The following is an 18,371-nucleotide window of genomic DNA, read 5'->3' as shown; positions in this document are numbered from 1 at the left end:
GCACCTGTTGATATGGGGTAGACGACTCGCCGTGCGCTTAGCGTGCGAGGTGTTCTGCGATCGGACCGAGAGCAAGGGCCGGGATGTATGTGAGCGCGCCCACCAGCAGCACCGAGCCGATCAGCAGCACCACAAACAGCGGCCCATGCGTGGGCAGCGTGCCGGCCGTCACGGGCAGGCGCTTCTTGGCGGCAAACGTGCCTGCCATCGCCAGCACCGGCACGATGATCCAGAAGCGGCCCAGCCACATCGCAATGCCCAGCGCCACGTTGTAGAACGGCGTGTTGGCAGACAGGCCGGCAAACGCGCTGCCGTTGTTGTTGGCGGCGGACGAGAAGGCGTACAGCACTTCAGAGAAGCCGTGCGTGCCGGGGTTGAAGATGCCCGCCTTGCCCTGCGTGACCACCACGGCGATGGCCGTGCCCACCAGCACCAGCAGCGGCGTGACGAGGATGGCGATGGACGTCATCTTCATCTCGAACACCTCGATCTTCTTGCCGAGGTATTCCGGCGTGCGCCCGATCATCAGGCCCGCAATGAACACGGCCAGGATGGCGTACACCAACATGCCGTACAGGCCCGAGCCCACACCGCCAAACACGACTTCGCCCAACTGCATCAGGAACATTGGCACGAAGCCGCCCAGCGCGGTCAGCGAGTCATGCATGGCGTTGACCGCCCCGCACGACGCTGCCGTCGTGATGGTGGCAAACAGCGACGAGGCCACGATGCCGAAGCGCGTTTCCTTGCCTTCCATGTTGCCCACGGCCTGGTCGATGCCGAGGTTGGCGAGCATCGGGTTGGCGTGCAGCTCAGCCCATGCCAGGAACGTGGCGAGCGCCACAAACAGCACCGTCATCGCCGCCAGCACGGCCCAGCCTTGCCGGCCATCGCCCACCATGCCGCCGAACGTAAAGCACAGCGCCGCCGGGATGATGAAGATCGCCAGCATCTGCACGAAGTTGGTCAGCGCGTTGGGGTTCTCGTACGGGTGTGCGGAGTTGGCGTTGAAGAAGCCGCCACCGTTGGTGCCGAGCATCTTGATCGCCTCCTGCGACGCGACCGGGCCCATCGGCAGGGTCTGCGTTTGCGTGGTGGCTTTCTCGGTGACGGGGTTGCCTTGGGCATCCTTGAGCGGATTGCCCTGCGCGTCCATCTTCGGGTTGTCGTACGTGGTGGCGGTGACGGTGGTCACCTCCTTGTAGCCGTCGAAGTTCTGGATCACACCCTGGCTCACGAAGAACACCGACACCAGAATCGACAGCGGCAGCAGCACATAGACCGTCGCACGCGTGAAGTCGACCCAGAAGTTGCCGATGGTGTTGGCCGAGTGCCGCGCAAAACCACGGATGAGCGCAATCACCACCGCAATGCCGGTGGCCGCAGACAGGAAGTTCTGCACCGCCAGACCGAGCATCTGCGTGAGATAGCTCATCGTGCTTTCGCCCGAATAGCCTTGCCAGTTGGTGTTGCTCACAAAGCTGATGGCCGTGTTGAAGGATGAATCCGGCGTGATGGCACCAAAGCCCTGTGGGTTGAGCGGCAGCCACTGCTGCGCGCGTTGCAGCGCATACACCGCCAGCGCGCCCAGCACGTTGACGACGATGATGGCCAGCGCATAGCGCTTCCAGCCCATCTCGGCCTGCGGGTTGACGCCGGCCACGCGGTAGAACAGCCGCTCGATGGGGCTGAGCCAGTGCGCACGTGAGGGCTTGTCGCCAAACACGCCGGTCATATACGCGCCCAGCGGTTTGGCCAGAACCAGCAGCACGACCAGATAGATCGCCAGCTGGAGGAGGAACGCATTCATGGTGTGCCTCGCAGTGTTGTTAGAAGCGTTCGGGCCAGAGCAAGGCCACGAACAGATAAACCAGCAAGGCCACCGTGATGGCCCCGGACAGCACATAGAGCCAGGTCATTGCTGTTTCTCCATCGCGTGCGTGGTCGGTTGGTCTTTGGTGGCAAGCCGGCCGGAGAGGGCGAGCAAGCCGCCCACTGCCAGCGCCAGCACCGCAAGGCCGGCGAGATAAACGAGGTCCATATGCGCTCCCCTTTCCTTCAGGTCGTGATGGTCAGAACGTCTTGGTCACGGCCAGCAGCGCGGTGGCCTTGCCCATGTAGTTGCCGCGCGTGTTGGTGTACGCGGCGCGTGCAGCGTTGGTGTCGATGTACGCAAGCGATGCCGTCCAACCTCTGCCGAAGTCTTTCGTCACGCCCACCTTCCAGTCGGCATACGAGGTGCGCACCACCTGATGCGGCACCTGCTGGTAGCCCACGTGCAGGTTCAGCGTCAGGCCCCAGAAGCCGGTGTCGAAGTTGCCCGACAGATCGAAGTACTGGCTGTGGTGGCTATCTGCAAAACCGAACAGGTTGGAGAACGCATGCGAGTACTTGAACGAGACCGGCCCGTAGCCGATCTGCGCATAGCCCTCGGTGGTGTGCGGGCGCGTGTAGCCGTCGGGGTAGCTGCCCGGGTAGTAGTACTGCAGCACGCCCACATCAATGGGCACGTCCTTCATCAGCTCGGTCTTGTAGCCGCCGTAGAAATCCATCTCGATGGGGGCGGAGACGTTGGGGTTGGAATCCCCCAGCCAGCTGATCGACGAGTTCCAGTTGCCCACGTAGAAACCGTTGGGCAGCGCGTAATCCACACCGCCCTGAATGGCCGGCTTGTTGTTGGTCTGCATGAGACCGCGATAGCGGTACTGGCTGGCGAGCGTGACGTTGGCCGTCAACGGGCTGGCGGGTGCAGCGGCGGGGGCCGGCGCAGCGTCAGTGGACTGCGCAAAAGCGGCCGCGCTGGACAGTGCTGCGGCACAGAAGACAACGCCACCCATGACGGTGGCGTGCAAAGAAACCTTGGCTTGCATGGACCTTTCCCTTGTTGTTTTGGGTGCCGCCCGGCCCGGCGCAGGTGCGCGTCAACTGAGGCCGGATGCGGCGTGCAGGCAGGCTCCCGTCACAGGGCCTGCGTGCAGTGCAACATTAGGGAAAGGGGGGTAAAAACGGGGTAAAGGTTGGGGGGGAGGGGTGTAAACAGGATGTAAAAACGTTGCTGAAACCTGGGCGCCGTGCAGCGACGCCGGTTTCTCCATTGGGGGCCGCTTACCTGTACTCCCAGGTGTCGTCGATTTTGATGATCTTCCAGGCAGCATCCACTCGCTTCATGAACACCAGCACATGCACTGGGTCTTGCGAGCCAAAAGAGACCGGCACAACTGCAACATCGCCCAGCATCAGTGCGCGTTGCACTTGCATATGGGCAAGCCAGTCGCGGCTATCGTAGTCCTGCACCTTCAGAAAATAGTCCACGCCATTTGGCGGGCCGGCGTGCGCGTAGTCGTTGCGCAACCGGGCAACCGTATCTTTGGCGACATAGCGCTCAATGTCCGGCTCGCGCAGCGGATACGTTCGATCCGAATCGTGCTGAATGAACCAGGTGTAGAACGAACTGACTGCGGCTTCGGGCGTGTTTTGCGAGACGGCCGCCTGTGCAGCGTACGTTGACGAAACCGCGACGGCGCAAACCACAGCCATGAGCAGGGAAAGGAAGCGGGTCATGAGCTTGCCTCAGTGATAGCGGTAGATCTTGTAGGCCGGTTGGGCGCTTCTGTACGCCGGGCCAGGATAGAAACCGTGTAGCTGCTTGAAGTCCGAAATCCAGTGCGAGCCATCGTAGATCGCCATGTGTCCGTGAGGGTGCCCGGGGGCGGGTTGAATCACGATCACGTCTCCCTTCATCGGCGAGCCTATCGCCTCATGAAACCCGGCCGCCAGCAATGATGGGCCGTAGTCCTTTGCGGAACGGGTGCGCTGCAAAGAAATGCCGCCCCATTCAATCGCCTTGCGCACGTATTCTGCGCAGCGGCCCACACTATTCGGCTCGATATTGCTTGCTGCATAGTTTGCAGCCAAGATGCCGTCATACATTGCGTGCTCCTGAGAAAGTTGGTGAAGGACTTTCTCTTTTACGGGGTGCACATCGGCAAATGCATGAGCCGTTTCTGAAAATTCAACCGAGGTCGAAGACCTCCTTGCAGCTGGGATTGATCGTGACTATTTCAGCTTGCCGAGAACGGCAATGTGAAGGCGATGCACAACAAGCTAGGACATGCGGGCATGGAACCTCAGGAGCATTTGTGAAGCGATTGGTAGCGTTGTTCTTCGGATTGTTTTCGCTCAATGCGCTTGCTCAGATCCCAGAATCAGTCGTGAGAAGCTGCATGCTTCTGGAAAGTAGCGGCCCGGACGTCGAATACAGCGAGCTTGATAGCAACGGAACGATCAGCGACGATGAAATTCCGGGCTACTCGCTCTTTTCCTATGCTCGCCATGACCAAATTTTCGGCTATGCGACGGCGAACAAAGGATCGCGTGATCTGATCGTTGTTGGAGCGATGCGGGTTCCGATTTCTCGAGCAACGACGCTCGGAAGGGATCGCCCCCCGCGTATTGACTCTTCCAAAGCGGTTTATTCGATCCTCACCAAGGCGCATAAAGACTATTTCTGCATTGCGTCGAATTTCGACGGACTGGGTCGGAGCGGGTCATTCCAGAATGTTCGGCAAGCCTACATAGCACCGTTGAAAGTCGCTCATAGCGGTGGTCGCATGGAAGCGGTCTATTACGGTGTGCGGGACATTCGGAATTTCGCAAACAAGGTGAAATAGAAAAGCGGGCGATGCCCTAGGGGGATTCACTGCATGGAAGCCGCGCAAGGCGGCTTGCCACCAGAAAGAGCACCAGCGCTTCAAACATCAGGTCGTCTCCGGATCAGAGTGCTCAGCCACCACATCGTCCACTCGCTTCTGCGGCCCGCGACTAAACCGCACCGCCAGCGCCTTGCGCGCCGCGTCCAATCCTTCTCCCTGACCCGCCACCTTGAGGAACGCGTACCCCTCCAACGTGGCGCTCATCACATCGCTGCCCAGCGCCAACTGCGAATCCGCCATGCGTTCGTGAATGCGCGCCACGCGCATGAGGCGACTGCGTAGCTGATCGAAGCCCGCCAGATCGCGGCGCAGTTCCGTCAGGTCGAAATTGCCGGGCAGCACGTTGGGGTTGTTGTTCAGCACCTCCACGGCCTTGCGCGCGAAGGCTTCGGACTTGTCGCCCATCTTCACCAGCGTTCGGCGCTGCACCGGGGTGAGGTCGATCAGGCTGGCGAGCCGGTCTTCCAGCGTCTTCAGCGCGCCGTCGACGGCGGCCAAGTCAGCTGACGTGAGCTGATACGAAATCAAGTTCTGCGGCATTTCACTCCTCGCAAGTCAATTGGCTGTGCCGTGCCGTCAAGGGCACGAGGGCGGGAGATTGGCCGCTGCAGCGCGGCTCCGCAATGCCAGAAGGCAGTTTCGGACGAAGAATCAGAATGATCTGATGCGGCCTTCACAACTCGACACATCGAGAGGCGTTCTCGACGGTCCGAGCTCAGAGCTCGACGTGTGGGGCTTTTTGCTCGACTGTCCGAGCTCGGAGCTCGGCGTGCGAGGCTTTTTGCTCCGCTGCCCGAGCTTTGAGCTCGACGTGCGAGGCTTTTTGCTCGGCGGCCCGAGCTCGGAGCTCGACGTGCGAGGCTTTTTGCTCGGCTGTCCGAGCTCGGAGCTCGGCGTGTGGGGCTTTTTGCTCGGCTGCTCGAGCTCGGAGCTCGGCGCGTGAGGCTTTTTGCTCGGCTGCCCGAGCTTGGAGCTCGACGCACGAAAATCAGAATCCGGTGCGTACCCCCCATCGCTATAATTCCCCCGCTGCCGCACCAACGGCAGCCGGGTGTAGCAGCCCGTCTCTTTCTCACAGGCCGGATAGCCGCTGCCACGCGGCTTTTTTCATCCGGAGCTTGTGCACGCCTATTGTTTTTACGGCGGGCCGGGCAGGGAGACCTTCGGGTCTGCCGGTTTCCTGTGAGGCCGGTCTGCTACCCCTGTCGTCGGGCCCGCCACCCTCGTGTAGCAGCGAATGGCTGGGCCTCTCTTGTCTCACAGGAGGTTCCATGACCGGAGTCGCAAGCGGGCACCGCCCCGCGTCTTATCCATCTCCACCAACAGCACCACCCAGCCAACGCCCACGTCATCCGACACAGGCAGGCTCACCAAGAACCGCACGTACCTGAACGGCGCCATCGCAGCACAGGCGTATCTCAAGCGCACGCGCACCGCCATGTGCACACACGGCCAATGCCGCCCAGGCATGCTGCGTGAGCAGCTTCAACACCTCTCTGCACACGCGTTCCCGCCGGCTTTTATCAAAGGCTTTATGGATGCGATTGATGCCTACGTATCGATGTCGCTGGGGGGCCGCGATGTCGATCCGCAGACGTGGGATGTGCTAGCCGCCATAGAGCGGCGTGGCTACGGCCAATAACAATGGGTTGATGCATTCCCGTGACGGGCGGGAATGCCGGAGCGGGTAGGGTGCAGTGAAGTCGGCTGTGGCCAAAGGAAAGCCCCAGGCTGCTCGCCTTGCGGCCTCTAAATCAGGACAACGAAACCACGGCTATCCCGATGCGGCGGCTTCATTCCCGACCCGGCCTCTCTCGGGGACGGAGATCCCGGCGACTGACCGGATACGGCAGTTGTGGCCCGAGCAAGAAGAGGCTCGGTGAATGTCGTATCGCATGGGAACACGTCATTGGCTGCCGTGTTGATCGGGGTCAATTCCTGTTTGTGTGCCCCGCCAAGATGGTCTGGTACGCATTTCCAGAGCCGTTCATGCAGTTCATGACGGCGCTGTTCCATGGCATCGATTTCCACACACTGCAGAGTGGAAAAGCAACGCTCGGGGGCACGGCCTATGCCGATCTCATCCTTGGGGTCTGGGCGTTTGTTGCGGCGACGTTCTTCGCTTGGCTGAGCGCAAAGCTTCCGCCAGAAAATTGAATCGGTGGCTTGGCGCGGCAGCATGGCAACTGCTGTCGGAGTTAAATAGTTAGCCGACGCAGACGCAGAGCATTCGATACCACCGAAACGGAACTCAGGCTCATCGCCAGCGCTGCAATCATGGGTGACAGCAGCAACCCGGTTGCGCTGTAGAGAACGCCAGCGGCAAGCGGCACGCCCAGGGCGTTGTAGACAAACGCAAACCCAAGGTTTTGCTTCATGTTGGCGATCGTTGCCTCGGACAGGTTCCGCGCCCGTGCGATGCCGCGCAGATCCCCCTTCACGAGCGTGACCTGCGCGCTATTCATGGCGACATCCGTGCCCGTGCCCATGGCAACACCGACATCGGCCTTTGCCAACGCGGGCGCATCGTTGATCCCGTCACCTGCCATGGCGACTGTCCGGCCTTCGCTTTGCAGCTTCGTCACGAGTGCCAATTTGTCGGCGGGCCTGACTTCTCCATGAAACTCGGCGATGCCCAGCGACTCAGCGACCGCTCTGGCCGTTGCCTTGCCGTCACCAGTGGCCATGACCACACGAATGCCCGCTTCCTTCAGTTGCGCCAACGCTTCCGCCGTTGTCGGCTTGACCGGGTCGGAGACGGCAAGCAAGCCGGCAAGCGTGCCGTCTGCGGCAAGGTACATAACGCTCGCGCCTCGCGCGCGTAGCTCGTCTGCGGCGTGGGCCAGCGGAGTTGCATCGATGCGTTCTTGTTCCATCAACACCGTATTACCCAGCGCCAGCTTCTTGCCGGCGACAGCGCCGCGTACGCCGATACCGCTGCTGGATTCGAAGTTATCCGCCTTGTGCAGAGAGAGTCCGCGCGCTCTGGCAGCCTCCACAATCGCCGCAGCCAATGGGTGTTCGCTGCCTTGATCCAGACTGGCCGCCAAGCGAAGCACTTCCACGTCGTCAAAACCGTTGGCGCCCACACTGCGTTCAAAAGCAGGCTTGCCTTCGGTGAGCGTTCCCGTCTTGTCGACCACCAGGGTGTCAACCTTGCGCAGGTTCTCGATGGCGGCGGCATCCCGAAACAAGATACCGTTCGATGCGCCCTTGCCGCTCGCCACCATGATCGACATTGGTGTGGCAAGACCCAGCGCACATGGACAGGCAATGATCAGCACGGCAACCGCGTTGATGAGGCCATACACCCAGCTTGGCTGCGGCCCAAAGAAGCCCCAGGCAAAGAAGGTCAGCACGGCAACGGCCACCACAGCGACAACGAAACCGCCCGCAACCTTGTCCGCCATGCGCTGCATGGGCGCCTTGGAGCGCTGAGCCTGCGCAACCATCTGGACGATCTGCGAAAGGACGGTTTGGGATCCCACTTTCTCGGATTCGATGATCAAGCTTCCTGCCGTGTTCATCGTCGCGCCAATGACGTGGTCACCCACCCGCTTGGTAATGGGGATGGGCTCGCCGGTAATCATGGATTCATCGAGCGAGCTTGTGCCTTCGACAACGATACCGTCGGTGGGCACCTTCTCGCCCGGTCGCACGCGCAGCCGGTCGCCAACGTGTACATGGCTCAACGGTACATCGGCTTCGGTGCCGTCCGCGTTGATGCGCCGGGCTGTCTTGGGAGCAAGGCCAAGCAGTGATTTGATGGCGGCAGACGTCTGCGACCGCGCCTTCAGTTCCAACAGTTGACCCAGCAGCGTGAGGGAGATGATGACCGCGGCCGCTTCAAAGTAGACGCCAATCCGGCCATGCTCGGTGAACGTCTCAGGAAACGCACCCGGCACCACGGTCGCGACCACACTGTAGATATATGCGGCTCCGGTTCCCAACCCGATCAGCGTCCACATGTTCGGACTGCGATGCATGAACGACTGTGCGCACCGCTGGAAGAAGGGATAACCCGCCCACAGCACCACGGGCGTCGACAGGACCAGCTCGACCCAGCTTTGCTGCGAAGCATCCAGCCAGCCGTATCGGTGTCCGAACATTGCGAGGATGAACGCCGCAATGGTGAGCGGCAGCGTCCACCAAAAGCGGCGCTGGAAGTCGATGAGTTCCGGGTTCTCTTCTTCGTCCAACACCGGCATGACAGGCTCCAGCGTCATGCCACAGATCGGGCAATTCCCTGGGCGGTCCTGCCGGATTTCAGGATGCATGGGGCACGTGTAGACGGTGCCTGTTGTGGACTCCGCGCGGACGGGCACGGCAGTGTCTTTTTGTCCGTCAAGGCGATGACCGGCGTGCCGACCATGCGAGTGCGTGTGATCGTGCTCGGCTGCGTGGATGTGGCGGTGCTCTTCCATCGACATCGGCTCCTATCAGTTCGCATGCTGCCAAATGCACTAGCTTGAGGGGCAACATGCGTTTCCAGTGCTCAGGAAACGATAAACCCTCCCATGCAGGGAGGGTCAACGGTGCGCGTTGCGCCAGCGCAGCACTGCGCGACTCGACCATCTACCTACTTCGACATCATGCCGCCCATTCCGCTACTCATGCTGGGCATCAAAGTCGGCATTGCGTTGCTGCACAGCCGTTACAGCGCGATGGGCCCGCAGCGAGCGCCAGAGAAGCCCACATGCATACGACGGCGGTCGAGGCGGTTGCAATAAGGGGCCGTCCGGTGTTTGAAATGATGACCATCCTTGAGTGTTATTTGCTCCAGAGTCACCAACGGCAGACGGGCGTAGCAACCCGCACAGCAGTCTTTACGTTAGGGAAGCCGCACCGCGCTATCACTCAACGCGCTCCTCAAACTCACTCAGCCGCCTCATGACAGCGGGGTTGTCTTTGTACCGCCGCTTCAACGCAGCGAGACGCTTGTCAGTGCCGGCGCAGTAGATGTCAAAGCTGTCGAGCAGAAATTCTCTTCGCTCCACTTGTTCCGGGCTGTCTCCCTAGAATGGTTCCCCACGAAAGTGGTCGCAGATTTTCCGTTCTTCAATGAACGCCCTGACCTCCGATGGCAGCGGCGACGGCGTAAGCGCGCTTGCGTGCGAACACGCCGTCAGGAGGATGAGGCAGCCGGCAAACCTCAATGTGGTGTTCATGTGCCTCAAACCCTCTCCACCGGCTTCAACTCCCACATCGGCAGGTAGTTCATGATCGGCCGCTCAAACGTGCCGCCCTTGTCGATAAAGGGCTTGCCCGAATCCAGCATCGGTCGGAACGTATCGAGTTGCTTGGCCGCGTCCAGATCTGTCCACAGGCTCACGTTCGACAGCGACGATGTCGACTCGTCCTCACCCACATAAAACGCGACCAACCCGCGCATCGCCTCAATGCCGGGCCGGAGCACGGCTTCGAGGTCGTTCATCATCTGCCGCATCTCGGCAAACTTCTCTGGCGGGCACCGCAGAATCGAAACTCGAACGACGGGCTGCATTGGAAACTCCTTTCGTTGAGATGCGTGAAACACCAATAAAGAAAATGCAGAAGGCCGACGCTACCGCGCCAAAAACTTAATAACCGCATTCACCGTAGCCTGCGTCTGCTCCTCCATCAACCAATGCCCGGCATCCGGAATCACCAGCTCCTGCACGTTGGTGGCGGCATTGCGCATGACGATGGCTTCGTTCTCTCCAAACGACTTGGCGCCGCCAATGGCGAGCACCGGCATGGGCAGCTTGGTGGCGATGGCTTTCTGGTTGTCCTCCGCGTCTTGCGGGATCGACAGGAATTGCGCAAACGCTGAATGCATGGCGCCCGGCTTGGCGTAGAGGCGGGCGTAGTGCACGCGCGTGGCTTCGTCGATCTTGGAAGGGGTGCCGGCAAACTCATTCCAGAAGCGGTCGAGGTAGATGCGCTCGCGGCCTTTGACGAGCCGCTCGGCATCGGGGCCGCCGAACGAGAAGTGCCAGAGCTTGGGCGAGCGGACGATCTGTTCCCACGGCGGCACGCCCGGCACGGGGGCGTCCATCACGACCAGCCGCGTGGTCTTGTCCGGATAGCGCGCCGCATAGGCAAACGCCACCATGGTGCCGATGTCGTGGCCGACCACGTCGGCCTGGTCGATGTTCAGCTTGGTGAGCACGGCACGGATGTCTGCGGCCTGTGTGCGCTTGTCGTAGCCGCCTTCGGGGTGCGACGACAACCCCATGCCGCGCAGATCCGGCACCACCACGGTATGCGTGCGGGCCAGCTCGGCGGCCAGCGGCGCCCACATGTCACCCGTGTCGCCAAAGCCGTGCAGCAACACCACCGCCGGGCCACTGCCGCCCACGCGCACAAACAGCGTCGCGCCGTCGGTCTGGATGTTCTGGTGCCGAAAGCCCGGCGGATACGGTTTCACCTGCGCTTGCGCAAAGGGCGTCATGGCGAGCATGAGCGTGACGGCTGCCAACAGTTTTCGCATGGCTGTTCTCTTTGGGGGAGCGGGGCGGCTGGCCGGGCCGATGAGGAAGCAGCCTGTGGATCAGGTCGTACGGGCCGTGCGCGACGCAGGCAAACGGGGCAGCGCGGGGCCTCGTAAAGAGTAGTACGCGCCGCGCGTGACGCAAGCGTGAAGGAGAGGGGGAGGAGGAAGCGCGCGTTGACGCCTCAGGCGTTATGGCCGGGGTGAGTGCCCGCCAGACGATTCAAGCGCGCCGACCGCCGGATTGAAACGTGTACCGCTAGGTCCGGCACTCGTACCAGCCCTGCGTCTGGTTGACGATGCGCACCACCAGCAGCATGACGGGCACTTCGATCAGCACGCCGACGACGGTGGCCAGCGCTGCACCGGAATGGAAACCAAACAGGCTGATCGCGGCCGCGACGGCCAGTTCGAAGAAGTTTGATGCCCCGATCAGCGCAGACGGGCAGGCGATGTTGTGCTTTTCGCCCACCGCGCGGTTAAGCCAGTAGGCCAGCGCTGAATTGAAAAACACCTGGATCAGGATCGGCACCGCCAGCAGTGCAATAACGAGCGGCTGCTTCAGGATCGCTTCGCCCTGGAATGCGAACAGCAGCACCAGCGTTGCCAGCAGCGCCGCGATCGACCACGGGCCGATCTTCGCCATTGCTGCATCGAACGCCGATTGGCCTTTGGCGAGCAGAACCTTGCGCCAGATCTGCGCGAGGATCACCGGAATGACGATGTAGAGGACGACCGAAGTCAGCAGCGTCGCCCACGGCACCGTGATGGCGGACATTCCCAGGAGCAGACCGACCAGCGGCGCGAATGCGATGACCATGATGCTGTCGTTCAACGCGACCTGAGACAGCGTGAACAGCGGATCGCCGCCCGTCAGCCGGCTCCAGACGAACACCATTGCGGTGCACGGTGCGGCGGCCAGCAGGATCAGGCCTGCGATGTAGCTGTCGAGCTGGTCTGCCGGCAGCATCGGCGCAAACAGATGGCGGATGAAGAGCCAGCCGAGAAACGCCATCGAGAACGGCTTGACGAGCCAGTTCACGACAAGCGTGACGCCGATGCCTCTGACGTGCTGCCGTACTTCATGCAATGCGCCAAAGTCCACCTTGACCAGCATCGGGATGATCATCACCCAGATCAACAACCCGACCGGGAGGTTGACCTGCGCGTATTCCATCCGACCGATCTGCTGAAACACGTCAGGCAGCACCTGGCCGAGCACGATGCCGGCAACGATGCAGAGAGCCACCCAGACGGTCAGGTAGCGCTCGAAGAAATTGATGGAAGGCTTGGCGACGGCCTGTGTCGGCGGCGCTACGTTGGATGCAGTCATTGGACGGAGTGCAGATCAGTTTTGCGAGATGCCTTCCAACGCCGTTTGCAGCTCGGCATTGCTCATGCTGTCGAGCGGCAGGGCCAGCAACTGCAACATGCGATAGCCGATTGCTTGGCGCGTGAGGTCAAAGGCGAGGCGCTTGCCTTCGTCGCCGCCGGTCGCGTTTGACGGGTCGGCATAGCCCCAATGCACCTTGACGGGGCTGCCCGGCCAATACGGGCAGGTCTCGGCTGCAGCGCTGTCGCATACGGTAATGACGATGCGCATCTGCGGGGCGCCGTCCGCAACAAACTCGTCCCAGCTCTTGCTGCGGTAGCCGGTGGTGTCGATGCCTGCGTTGGTGAGGGCTTCGAGTGCGAATGGGTTGAGGCGGCCGCTCGGTGCGCTGCCGGCGCTGTAGGCGCGCACGTCTTTGCCGAGTTGCTTGGCCCAGTGGTTGAGCATCCCTTCGCTCAGCACGCTGCGTGCGGAGTTGTGGGTGCAGAGGATCAGGACGTTGGTGGTCATGCGTGCGCCCTTAGCAGCAGGATGAGCCGGAGCCGGACTTCACGGCAATGCCGATCGGCTTGCCCTTTGGGGTACGCGGTGCGCAGCAGGCAGAAGCCTCCGGGGCGGCTTCTTCCTTCTTGTCTTCGCTGAAGACGGGGATGTTGCTGAGCGAATGGAAGTGCTCCCAGGCGATGCCCTGCGGGTCGGTGATCCAGTGCTTGTCGCTGCGGGCATAGCAGCAGGTGGTTTCGCCTTCGTCGAGCAGTGCCATGTCTGCGGCTTCGGCGCGGGCCTTCAGGTCGGCCAGCTCGGCGGCGTCATCGACTTGGAAGCCAAGGTGGTCAACGCCCGGGGCATTGCCACGTGTGGAGATGGCGAAGTTGATGCGCGGATCATCCAGCATCCACTTGGCGTAGTCGGTTTCCACGCGGGTCGGCTCGGCGGCAAAGAGCTTGGAGTAGAAGGCGATGCTCTTGCTCAGGTCGTCAACGTGGAGATGGACGTGAAATCGTTTCATGGGATGCTCCTTCAGCACTTGCAGTCGGTGGCGCTCGCTTCCAGGCAGGCTTCGCCCTGGCAGCAGTTGGCGGTCAGGAAGCCCAGCAGGGCGTTCATGTGGTCATATGCCGCGCGGTAAATCAGGTTGCGGCCGTCACGCTCTTGCGTCACAAGGCGCGCGGCCGTCAGTTCCTTGAGGTGGAACGACAACGTGGCGCCCGGCACGTCGAGCCGTTCGGCAATCGCGCCTGGCGTCATGCCCGCAGGCCCTGCGACCACCAGCATGCGAAACACTTGGAGGCGCAGGCCGTGGGCCAGCGCGGCGAGGGATCGGATAACGTCGTTTTCTTCCATATTTCCAATATATTCGAAATATAGAGCTACAGCAAGGCGGTCAGTCTGCGATATCGGGAACCGCTTGGGGAGCACTTGACGCTGTTGCGCGAGAGATTGGGCGGTGGCGTCCGGTGGTTGCTCCACCCATCGCCAGAACCTGCATGCTGCTTTGCCCACAACCCAGCCACGGGCTCGATGCCCGACAGAGGGTTTATAGGTTTACTTCTTTATGTATACAGATAGTAGTAGTAGATAACGGTGGATAAGTCCTGTGGACAAGTACCAAAAGCGCTTTGACATCAAAGGCTTGCAGAACGGACAACCCATCGGACAGCGTGTGCCGTTGCGTGGATGAGTGCGGGGGATCGCGTTGGGCCCTCCCGACACGGTGGGAAGTTGTTCCCGTGCTGTCTGCACGCTGACCCCGGAGAACCAACACGCTTGTCCCTGGAGTTATTCACAGGGGGAAGGGCGGTTATCCACAGTGGAGTCTTCCCCCGCCCGGCTAGTGCGGGTAGTACTCCAGCTCTGCAATGCGCGTCCGGATCGCCTCGACGTTCAGGCCTTCGATATCGGGGCTCGCCATCGAGCCGCTGTCTGCTCGCCACGGCGCGTTGTCGGCGGTCTTCTGGGCGTTTCGATAGGCCAGCCACGCACGCTGGGCGTTGCGGATGGCCTCGCGCGATACGGGGTCGGATTTAGCCATCACGGCCTGATACAGCGTGTTCATCTGGCGGTCGTAGGCCTGATACGCGGTGTGCGTGCACTCGGTCATACCGGCCGTGGTTTGGCCGTGTGGGGTTTTCAGGCACTGCTCCAGCGCGTCGTCGACGGGGTCGGCAGCCCATGTGGCCAAGGGGAGCAGCGCCGCCGCGAGTGATAACGCGGTTACGAAATTACGTAGACCAGGGCGGACCGGATGGCGTGTGTCGTTCGGCAGGTAAGTGCCTTGTGCCGGGCATCGTGCGCAGACAGAAAGGGCCATCGCATACCTCGTTTTGTTGTCGCTGCGGGGGTGCTTGCCATGGTAGGAAAAGTCTTGCCGTGCCGCACTGGCTGAATACCTGTCGAAGTCGCTGCGGGCCCGGCCAGCGCTCGGTCAGTCGAACATTCGGGCCGGGAGGGGGACATTCTTTCTGCGCTTGAGTCTCACGCCAGCCGGACGACGGTGTCCTGCATGGAGCCTTCGGCCCAGACATCTTTGTACTTTTCGAGCAAGGCAGCGTAGTCCCGATCCCCCAGTAGTTTCTCGTTCACTTGCTGCATCTTGTCGAGGCTATCGGCATCGAAGTGCCAATGAACATTGCCGCCCCCAAACTGCTCGGCACCGAAGCGCATGTTGAGCGAATACGCCTTGTTGAGGTGGGCCGTGACCTCTGCCGCAAAAGCCAATGCCGACGGCAGCACCGCGGCATTCTTGACGGTAGCGGTGCGGATGAATCTGTACATGGTTGCTCTCCTATCAACGTGTCTGGAACCGATGCGGCACGCCGACAGCAGAACATCGTTGCTTTCATGGCCTCCGCCAGCCCATGTTAGGAGGCACCCTCATGCTTGCTTTGCTCTGGCTCAAGAACGATGGGCCAAGTTGAGCGGCCATCACGCTGGGATCGTGCGCAGTCGGCGTAACGTTCTCGCGCGGTTGCGGTTCTCGCCAACGATGCTTGCAACGGCAATTGGCGGAAAGAAAGCACACCACTTGGCCCAATTCCCCAGCACAATCGCGCACACATTCACATCCCGCCCCCAAGGGTTTATCCAATGACGCCATTTCGCGGCATCTCCGCAATCGCCTTTGCCATCGCTGTGTTGCCCGCGGCCGCGCATGCAGCCAGTTTTGATTGCGCCGCTGCGCGCAGCCCCATCGAGCACGCCATCTGCAATGACGCGCAGCTCTCTGCGCTGGATAGCCAACTGGCCGATACGTACCGCGCTGCGTTGAGCAAGCACGGTGTCGACACCGGTGAATTGAAGGCCGCGCAACGCGATTGGCTGAAGCAACGCGCGCCATCGGGCCAAATCGACGTGGAAGAATTGAAGTCCGCGTACCGCACGCGGATTGACGAGTTGGAAGCCCAACCCGCTTTTCCGGAGCCAAGCGAGCCGGTCAATGGTCAGGTCTTTCCGCTGACGGCGATCGCGAAGCAGCACGACTTCGTGCTGCGCATGCTCGAAGCCTGCCCGGCGCAAAGCGACAAAGAGGACACCACCTGCGAAGGCCCGGCCCAGTTGCTCATCCATGACAAGGGCCAGCGCGCCGTGCGCCAGGTCATCAACCTGCCTAAGGTCTTTGTCACGCTGCCCAAGGGAAGTAAGGGGCCGCTGGTCAACTCAGCGCGCCTTTATGACTACCAGGGCGTGATCAACGTTGGTGATTTCAACTTCGACGGCCTAGAAGACTTCGGCATCCAGACCGGCAACGAGGGCAGTTACGGCGGCCCGAGCTACGACATCTATCTGTTCAATGCGCAGGCGCAGCGCTTCGTACCCAACAGCGAGATGACGGCGCTGATCCAGGAAACGCTGGGGTTCTTTGAAGTGGACGCCAAGAACAAGCGTCTGCGCACGTGGGCGAAGAGCGGTTGCTGCTATCACGAGCGCACGGTGTACGCCGTTGAACACGACGTACCGGTTGCCGTCGAGCGCCGCATTGACGACGCGCAGGGGCCTGGCGACAAGATGAAAGTCACCGTCGAAACGCTCGTCAACGGCAAATGGCGCAGCAAGGTGCATTACGAGCCGATACCGAAGTGAACGAACGCCACCATCAACAAACATGAAACACGCTAACGTATCTCATCTGCTGTGCATTGCCGGCCTGCTGCTCGGCACGCAAACCGTCCACGCCGCAGAAGACGCCTGCACCGCGCAGGTAGAAGGTGCGATCAAGCGGGCGTACCCCGCTGCGAAACGCTCGGGCAGCGGCTACAAGGTCGACGGCGCCCGCATCCAGTTGTCGGAGGCGTTCAACCCGCATGCAGTGGTGTGCCGCACGTGGCCCGCGCACCCGGAACTCACGCTCATTGCGGTGCCGCTGATGCAACAGGAGGATGCTGACGCAGGTAACGAAGGCGACCTTGAACTGCTCGTGCTCGACACGGCCAACGGCGGCATCCGGCAACGTCTGCGCCTGCCCGCGCGCATGTCGGACGATGCGGTGCGTATCCGCTCCGTCACCTTCGATACCGCGCGCTATGTGGTCGCGCCCGGCCAGATGGCGTTTGGCGTGCGCATCGTCAAAGAGGGTGACTCACGGCCCAATCCGTTCAGCGAGACCGGTCTGTGGCTCTACACGGTGCAGGGCAATCAATTGAAACCGGTGTTGGACGGCGTTGTCGTGGAAAGCGGGGGCGGTGAATGGGATACCAACTGCGCCGGCACGTTCGAGCAGACCAAGCGCACGCTGAACATGACATCGGACACCCACAACGGCTACGCCGATATCGCGGTGTCGGAAACCAAGTCTTCCTCCACCAACACGGTCGACAAGGCCGGCGAATGCCAGACGTACGACGCCAAGCCGCAACGCACCACCTACCGGCTTGCGTACGACGGCAAGCAATACGTCGTGCCGAAGGCGCTGGTGCCGCTGGATTGAGGGGCAGACGCGGCCGGATTTGCTGCGCCCTCATCCTGGCTTCTAGGCCATCACCCAGGAGGCAAATCATGCGCATGCTTGTGAACGTGCGGATCCCGCACGAACCCTTCAACACCTACGTGCGCGATGGTTCCATCGCCGAGCTGATCCCGCGCGTGATGGCCGAAAGCAAGCCCGAGGCGGTGTACTTCACCGAGCAGAACGGCCATCGCGGCGCGGTGCTCATCGTGAACGTGGAATCGGCTTCGCACATTCCCGCGCTGGCCGAGCCGTGGTTCCTGCTGTTCAACGCAGACTGCGAGTTCCGCATCGTGATGAGTGCGGAGGATTTGCAGCAGGCGGGGTTGGCGGAGATTGGCGCCAAGTGGAAATGAGGTCAGACCCAGAGGCCCTGGCCCCATAGTGCTGCACGCTCGCGATGGTGGTTACGTTTGGTTGCACTGAAACGCACGTTCTCATCTGTGCGTCCCTACAATCGGTGGAACCAAAAACCAGGAGGAGGAAGCAGATGACCCGAGCACAATGGATGGTGGCGGCGGCAATGGCAGCGCTGTGCACCGTTTCGCTGTCGGCGCAGGCCAAGGGCAATGCCGGTGGTGGTTCTGCAGCACATATGAGCAGCCACGGCATGTCCAACACCAACGGCCCCGACAGCCTGGACCGCGATAAAGGCAAGGCGCGTGCGGCAGACCGTGCGCATCAGCATGGCAAGTCCACGCAGCACAAGCACGCGGGCAAGGGCAAGTAAGCGCCGCAACGCAGCAAAGAAAAAGCCGGTCACGCAGACCGGCTTTTTTGTTGCGCGTGACCCGTCCTGAATAAGGTTGACACTTTTTCCGGGTGTAGGAAGGAGAGTCAGGATGGAAGGGTCAAAGAAGCGAACGCAGCGGGACTACAGCCTGGCTTTTAAGCTGTCGGTGGTGGAGCAGG

The 18,371-nt window shown here is 61.5% G+C and carries 22 protein-coding genes and 1 pseudogene; 7 read left to right on the top strand and 16 right to left on the bottom strand.

Going from position 1 to position 18,371, the window contains the following annotated elements; translation table 11 throughout:
* Positions 1–37: 37 nt before the first annotated feature.
* From kdpA to ACU8YE_RS10095, 6 genes are all read right to left on the bottom strand, one after another.
* A complete protein-coding gene (gene kdpA / locus ACU8YE_RS10120; protein WP_446928630.1) occupies positions 38–1,810 on the bottom strand; it encodes a potassium-transporting ATPase subunit KdpA in 1,773 nt (590 codons plus the stop codon).
* Between the two features lie 19 nt (positions 1,811–1,829).
* Complete coding sequence (gene kdpF / locus ACU8YE_RS10115) at positions 1,830–1,919, bottom strand: K(+)-transporting ATPase subunit F (RefSeq protein WP_037026363.1); 90 nt, start codon at positions 1,917–1,919, stop codon at positions 1,830–1,832.
* On the bottom strand, positions 1,916–2,041 hold the full coding sequence (locus ACU8YE_RS10110) for a hypothetical protein (RefSeq protein ID WP_004628489.1): 126 nt from the start codon (positions 2,039–2,041) through the stop codon (positions 1,916–1,918). The genes kdpF and ACU8YE_RS10110 overlap by 4 nt, the downstream gene beginning before the upstream one ends.
* Positions 2,042–2,072: 31 nt before the next feature.
* Positions 2,073–2,870, bottom strand: a complete 798-nt coding sequence (locus tag ACU8YE_RS10105; protein ID WP_446928629.1) for a TorF family putative porin — start codon at positions 2,868–2,870, stop codon at positions 2,073–2,075.
* Positions 2,871–3,105: 235 nt separating this feature from the next.
* On the bottom strand, positions 3,106–3,561 hold the full coding sequence (locus tag ACU8YE_RS10100) for a DUF3828 domain-containing protein (RefSeq protein WP_446928628.1): 456 nt from the start codon (positions 3,559–3,561) through the stop codon (positions 3,106–3,108).
* A 9-nt stretch (positions 3,562–3,570) separates the two neighbouring features.
* Positions 3,571–3,930, bottom strand: coding sequence for a CHAP domain-containing protein (locus ACU8YE_RS10095; protein ID WP_446928627.1), 360 nt, complete (start codon positions 3,928–3,930; stop codon positions 3,571–3,573).
* Positions 3,931–4,139: 209 nt separating this feature from the next.
* Between ACU8YE_RS10095 and ACU8YE_RS10090 the strand changes: the two genes are divergently transcribed.
* Complete coding sequence (locus ACU8YE_RS10090) at positions 4,140–4,670, top strand: hypothetical protein (protein WP_446928626.1); 531 nt, start codon at positions 4,140–4,142, stop codon at positions 4,668–4,670.
* 87 nt (positions 4,671–4,757) lie between these two features.
* Here the strand turns inward: ACU8YE_RS10090 and ACU8YE_RS10085 are convergent, their stop codons facing one another.
* On the bottom strand, positions 4,758–5,252 hold the full coding sequence (locus tag ACU8YE_RS10085) for a hypothetical protein (protein ID WP_446928625.1): 495 nt from the start codon (positions 5,250–5,252) through the stop codon (positions 4,758–4,760).
* A gap of 731 nt (positions 5,253–5,983) precedes the next feature.
* Here ACU8YE_RS10085 and ACU8YE_RS10080 point away from each other — a divergent pair.
* Both ACU8YE_RS10080 and ACU8YE_RS10075 read left to right on the top strand, forming a co-directional pair.
* Positions 5,984–6,354 (top strand): annotated as a pseudogene (locus tag ACU8YE_RS10080) (hypothetical protein).
* 347 nt (positions 6,355–6,701) lie between these two features.
* Positions 6,702–6,869 carry a hypothetical protein gene (locus tag ACU8YE_RS10075; protein ID WP_440475802.1) on the top strand — a complete coding sequence of 56 codons (168 nt, stop codon included), beginning with the start codon at positions 6,702–6,704 and terminating at the stop codon, positions 6,867–6,869.
* 41 nt (positions 6,870–6,910) lie between these two features.
* Here the strand turns inward: ACU8YE_RS10075 and ACU8YE_RS10070 are convergent, their stop codons facing one another.
* The 9 genes from ACU8YE_RS10070 to ACU8YE_RS10030 form a co-directional block, all read right to left on the bottom strand.
* Positions 6,911–9,136 carry a copper-transporting P-type ATPase gene (locus tag ACU8YE_RS10070; protein WP_446928624.1) on the bottom strand — a complete coding sequence of 742 codons (2,226 nt, stop codon included), beginning with the start codon at positions 9,134–9,136 and terminating at the stop codon, positions 6,911–6,913.
* A 749-nt stretch (positions 9,137–9,885) separates the two neighbouring features.
* Positions 9,886–10,215, bottom strand: a complete 330-nt coding sequence (locus tag ACU8YE_RS10065; protein WP_446928623.1) for a hypothetical protein — start codon at positions 10,213–10,215, stop codon at positions 9,886–9,888.
* A gap of 60 nt (positions 10,216–10,275) precedes the next feature.
* Positions 10,276–11,184, bottom strand: coding sequence for an alpha/beta fold hydrolase (locus ACU8YE_RS10060; RefSeq protein ID WP_446928622.1), 909 nt, complete (start codon positions 11,182–11,184; stop codon positions 10,276–10,278).
* Positions 11,185–11,443: 259 nt separating this feature from the next.
* Positions 11,444–12,517: an ACR3 family arsenite efflux transporter gene (gene arsB / locus ACU8YE_RS10055; protein WP_446928621.1), complete on the bottom strand. Its 1,074-nt coding sequence runs from the start codon at positions 12,515–12,517 to the stop codon at positions 11,444–11,446.
* A gap of 15 nt (positions 12,518–12,532) precedes the next feature.
* Positions 12,533–13,027 (bottom strand): arsenate reductase ArsC, encoded by a 495-nt coding sequence (locus ACU8YE_RS10050; protein WP_260803626.1) that lies wholly within the window; start codon positions 13,025–13,027, stop codon positions 12,533–12,535.
* Between the two features lie 10 nt (positions 13,028–13,037).
* Positions 13,038–13,526 (bottom strand): ArsI/CadI family heavy metal resistance metalloenzyme, encoded by a 489-nt coding sequence (locus ACU8YE_RS10045; protein WP_232041452.1) that lies wholly within the window; start codon positions 13,524–13,526, stop codon positions 13,038–13,040.
* Between the two features lie 11 nt (positions 13,527–13,537).
* Positions 13,538–13,861: an ArsR/SmtB family transcription factor gene (locus ACU8YE_RS10040; RefSeq protein WP_260803625.1), complete on the bottom strand. Its 324-nt coding sequence runs from the start codon at positions 13,859–13,861 to the stop codon at positions 13,538–13,540.
* 487 nt (positions 13,862–14,348) lie between these two features.
* A complete protein-coding gene (locus ACU8YE_RS10035) occupies positions 14,349–14,699 on the bottom strand; it encodes a lysozyme inhibitor LprI family protein (RefSeq protein ID WP_260803624.1) in 351 nt (116 codons plus the stop codon).
* Between the two features lie 293 nt (positions 14,700–14,992).
* On the bottom strand, positions 14,993–15,292 hold the full coding sequence (locus tag ACU8YE_RS10030) for a hypothetical protein (protein ID WP_260803623.1): 300 nt from the start codon (positions 15,290–15,292) through the stop codon (positions 14,993–14,995).
* A gap of 312 nt (positions 15,293–15,604) precedes the next feature.
* Here ACU8YE_RS10030 and ACU8YE_RS10025 point away from each other — a divergent pair, with 312 nt between their 5' ends.
* The 4 genes from ACU8YE_RS10025 to ACU8YE_RS10010 all read left to right on the top strand — a co-directional run bounded on the left by ACU8YE_RS10025 (position 15,605) and on the right by ACU8YE_RS10010 (position 18,189).
* Entirely contained in the window at positions 15,605–16,597 is a 993-nt protein-coding gene (locus tag ACU8YE_RS10025) for a lysozyme inhibitor LprI family protein (protein WP_446928620.1), read from the top strand.
* 22 nt (positions 16,598–16,619) lie between these two features.
* Positions 16,620–17,441, top strand: a complete 822-nt coding sequence (locus ACU8YE_RS10020; protein ID WP_446928619.1) for a PA3715 family protein — start codon at positions 16,620–16,622, stop codon at positions 17,439–17,441.
* A 68-nt stretch (positions 17,442–17,509) separates the two neighbouring features.
* The gene (locus ACU8YE_RS10015) at positions 17,510–17,815 is read left to right on the top strand and encodes a panthothenate synthetase (protein WP_440076431.1); all 306 of its coding nucleotides are present in this window, start codon (positions 17,510–17,512) and stop codon (positions 17,813–17,815) included.
* A gap of 134 nt (positions 17,816–17,949) precedes the next feature.
* On the top strand, positions 17,950–18,189 hold the full coding sequence (locus ACU8YE_RS10010) for a hypothetical protein (RefSeq protein ID WP_392397775.1): 240 nt from the start codon (positions 17,950–17,952) through the stop codon (positions 18,187–18,189).
* The last annotated feature ends 182 nt before the right edge of the window (positions 18,190–18,371 follow it).

It is taken from the genome of Ralstonia sp. VS2407 (assembly GCF_052950655.1).
This window is presented reverse-complemented; position numbering and strand designations above follow the sequence as displayed.

What these genes read in the sequence shown, in the direction of transcription:
- kdpA (WP_446928630.1), bottom strand. Translation starts at nt 1,810, where the DNA reads ATGAATGCGTTCCTCCTCCAGCTGGCGATCTATCTGGTCGTGCTGCTG.
- kdpF (WP_037026363.1), bottom strand. Translation starts at nt 1,919, where the DNA reads ATGACCTGGCTCTATGTGCTGTCCGGGGCCATCACGGTGGCCTTGCTG.
- ACU8YE_RS10110 (WP_004628489.1), bottom strand. Translation starts at nt 2,041, where the DNA reads ATGGACCTCGTTTATCTCGCCGGCCTTGCGGTGCTGGCGCTGGCAGTG.
- ACU8YE_RS10105 (WP_446928629.1), bottom strand. Translation starts at nt 2,870, where the DNA reads ATGCAAGCCAAGGTTTCTTTGCACGCCACCGTCATGGGTGGCGTTGTC.
- ACU8YE_RS10100 (WP_446928628.1), bottom strand. Translation starts at nt 3,561, where the DNA reads ATGACCCGCTTCCTTTCCCTGCTCATGGCTGTGGTTTGCGCCGTCGCG.
- ACU8YE_RS10095 (WP_446928627.1), bottom strand. Translation starts at nt 3,930, where the DNA reads ATGTATGACGGCATCTTGGCTGCAAACTATGCAGCAAGCAATATCGAG.
- ACU8YE_RS10085 (WP_446928625.1), bottom strand. Translation starts at nt 5,252, where the DNA reads ATGCCGCAGAACTTGATTTCGTATCAGCTCACGTCAGCTGACTTGGCC.
- ACU8YE_RS10075 (WP_440475802.1), top strand. Translation starts at nt 6,702, where the DNA reads ATGCAGTTCATGACGGCGCTGTTCCATGGCATCGATTTCCACACACTG.
- ACU8YE_RS10070 (WP_446928624.1), bottom strand. Translation starts at nt 9,136, where the DNA reads ATGGAAGAGCACCGCCACATCCACGCAGCCGAGCACGATCACACGCAC.
- ACU8YE_RS10065 (WP_446928623.1), bottom strand. Translation starts at nt 10,215, where the DNA reads ATGCAGCCCGTCGTTCGAGTTTCGATTCTGCGGTGCCCGCCAGAGAAG.
- ACU8YE_RS10060 (WP_446928622.1), bottom strand. Translation starts at nt 11,184, where the DNA reads ATGCGAAAACTGTTGGCAGCCGTCACGCTCATGCTCGCCATGACGCCC.
- arsB (WP_446928621.1), bottom strand. Translation starts at nt 12,517, where the DNA reads ATGACTGCATCCAACGTAGCGCCGCCGACACAGGCCGTCGCCAAGCCT.
- ACU8YE_RS10050 (WP_260803626.1), bottom strand. Translation starts at nt 13,027, where the DNA reads ATGACCACCAACGTCCTGATCCTCTGCACCCACAACTCCGCACGCAGC.
- ACU8YE_RS10045 (WP_232041452.1), bottom strand. Translation starts at nt 13,526, where the DNA reads ATGAAACGATTTCACGTCCATCTCCACGTTGACGACCTGAGCAAGAGC.
- ACU8YE_RS10040 (WP_260803625.1), bottom strand. Translation starts at nt 13,861, where the DNA reads ATGGAAGAAAACGACGTTATCCGATCCCTCGCCGCGCTGGCCCACGGC.
- ACU8YE_RS10030 (WP_260803623.1), bottom strand. Translation starts at nt 15,292, where the DNA reads ATGTACAGATTCATCCGCACCGCTACCGTCAAGAATGCCGCGGTGCTG.
- ACU8YE_RS10025 (WP_446928620.1), top strand. Translation starts at nt 15,605, where the DNA reads ATGACGCCATTTCGCGGCATCTCCGCAATCGCCTTTGCCATCGCTGTG.
- ACU8YE_RS10020 (WP_446928619.1), top strand. Translation starts at nt 16,620, where the DNA reads ATGAAACACGCTAACGTATCTCATCTGCTGTGCATTGCCGGCCTGCTG.
- ACU8YE_RS10015 (WP_440076431.1), top strand. Translation starts at nt 17,510, where the DNA reads ATGCGCATGCTTGTGAACGTGCGGATCCCGCACGAACCCTTCAACACC.
- ACU8YE_RS10010 (WP_392397775.1), top strand. Translation starts at nt 17,950, where the DNA reads ATGACCCGAGCACAATGGATGGTGGCGGCGGCAATGGCAGCGCTGTGC.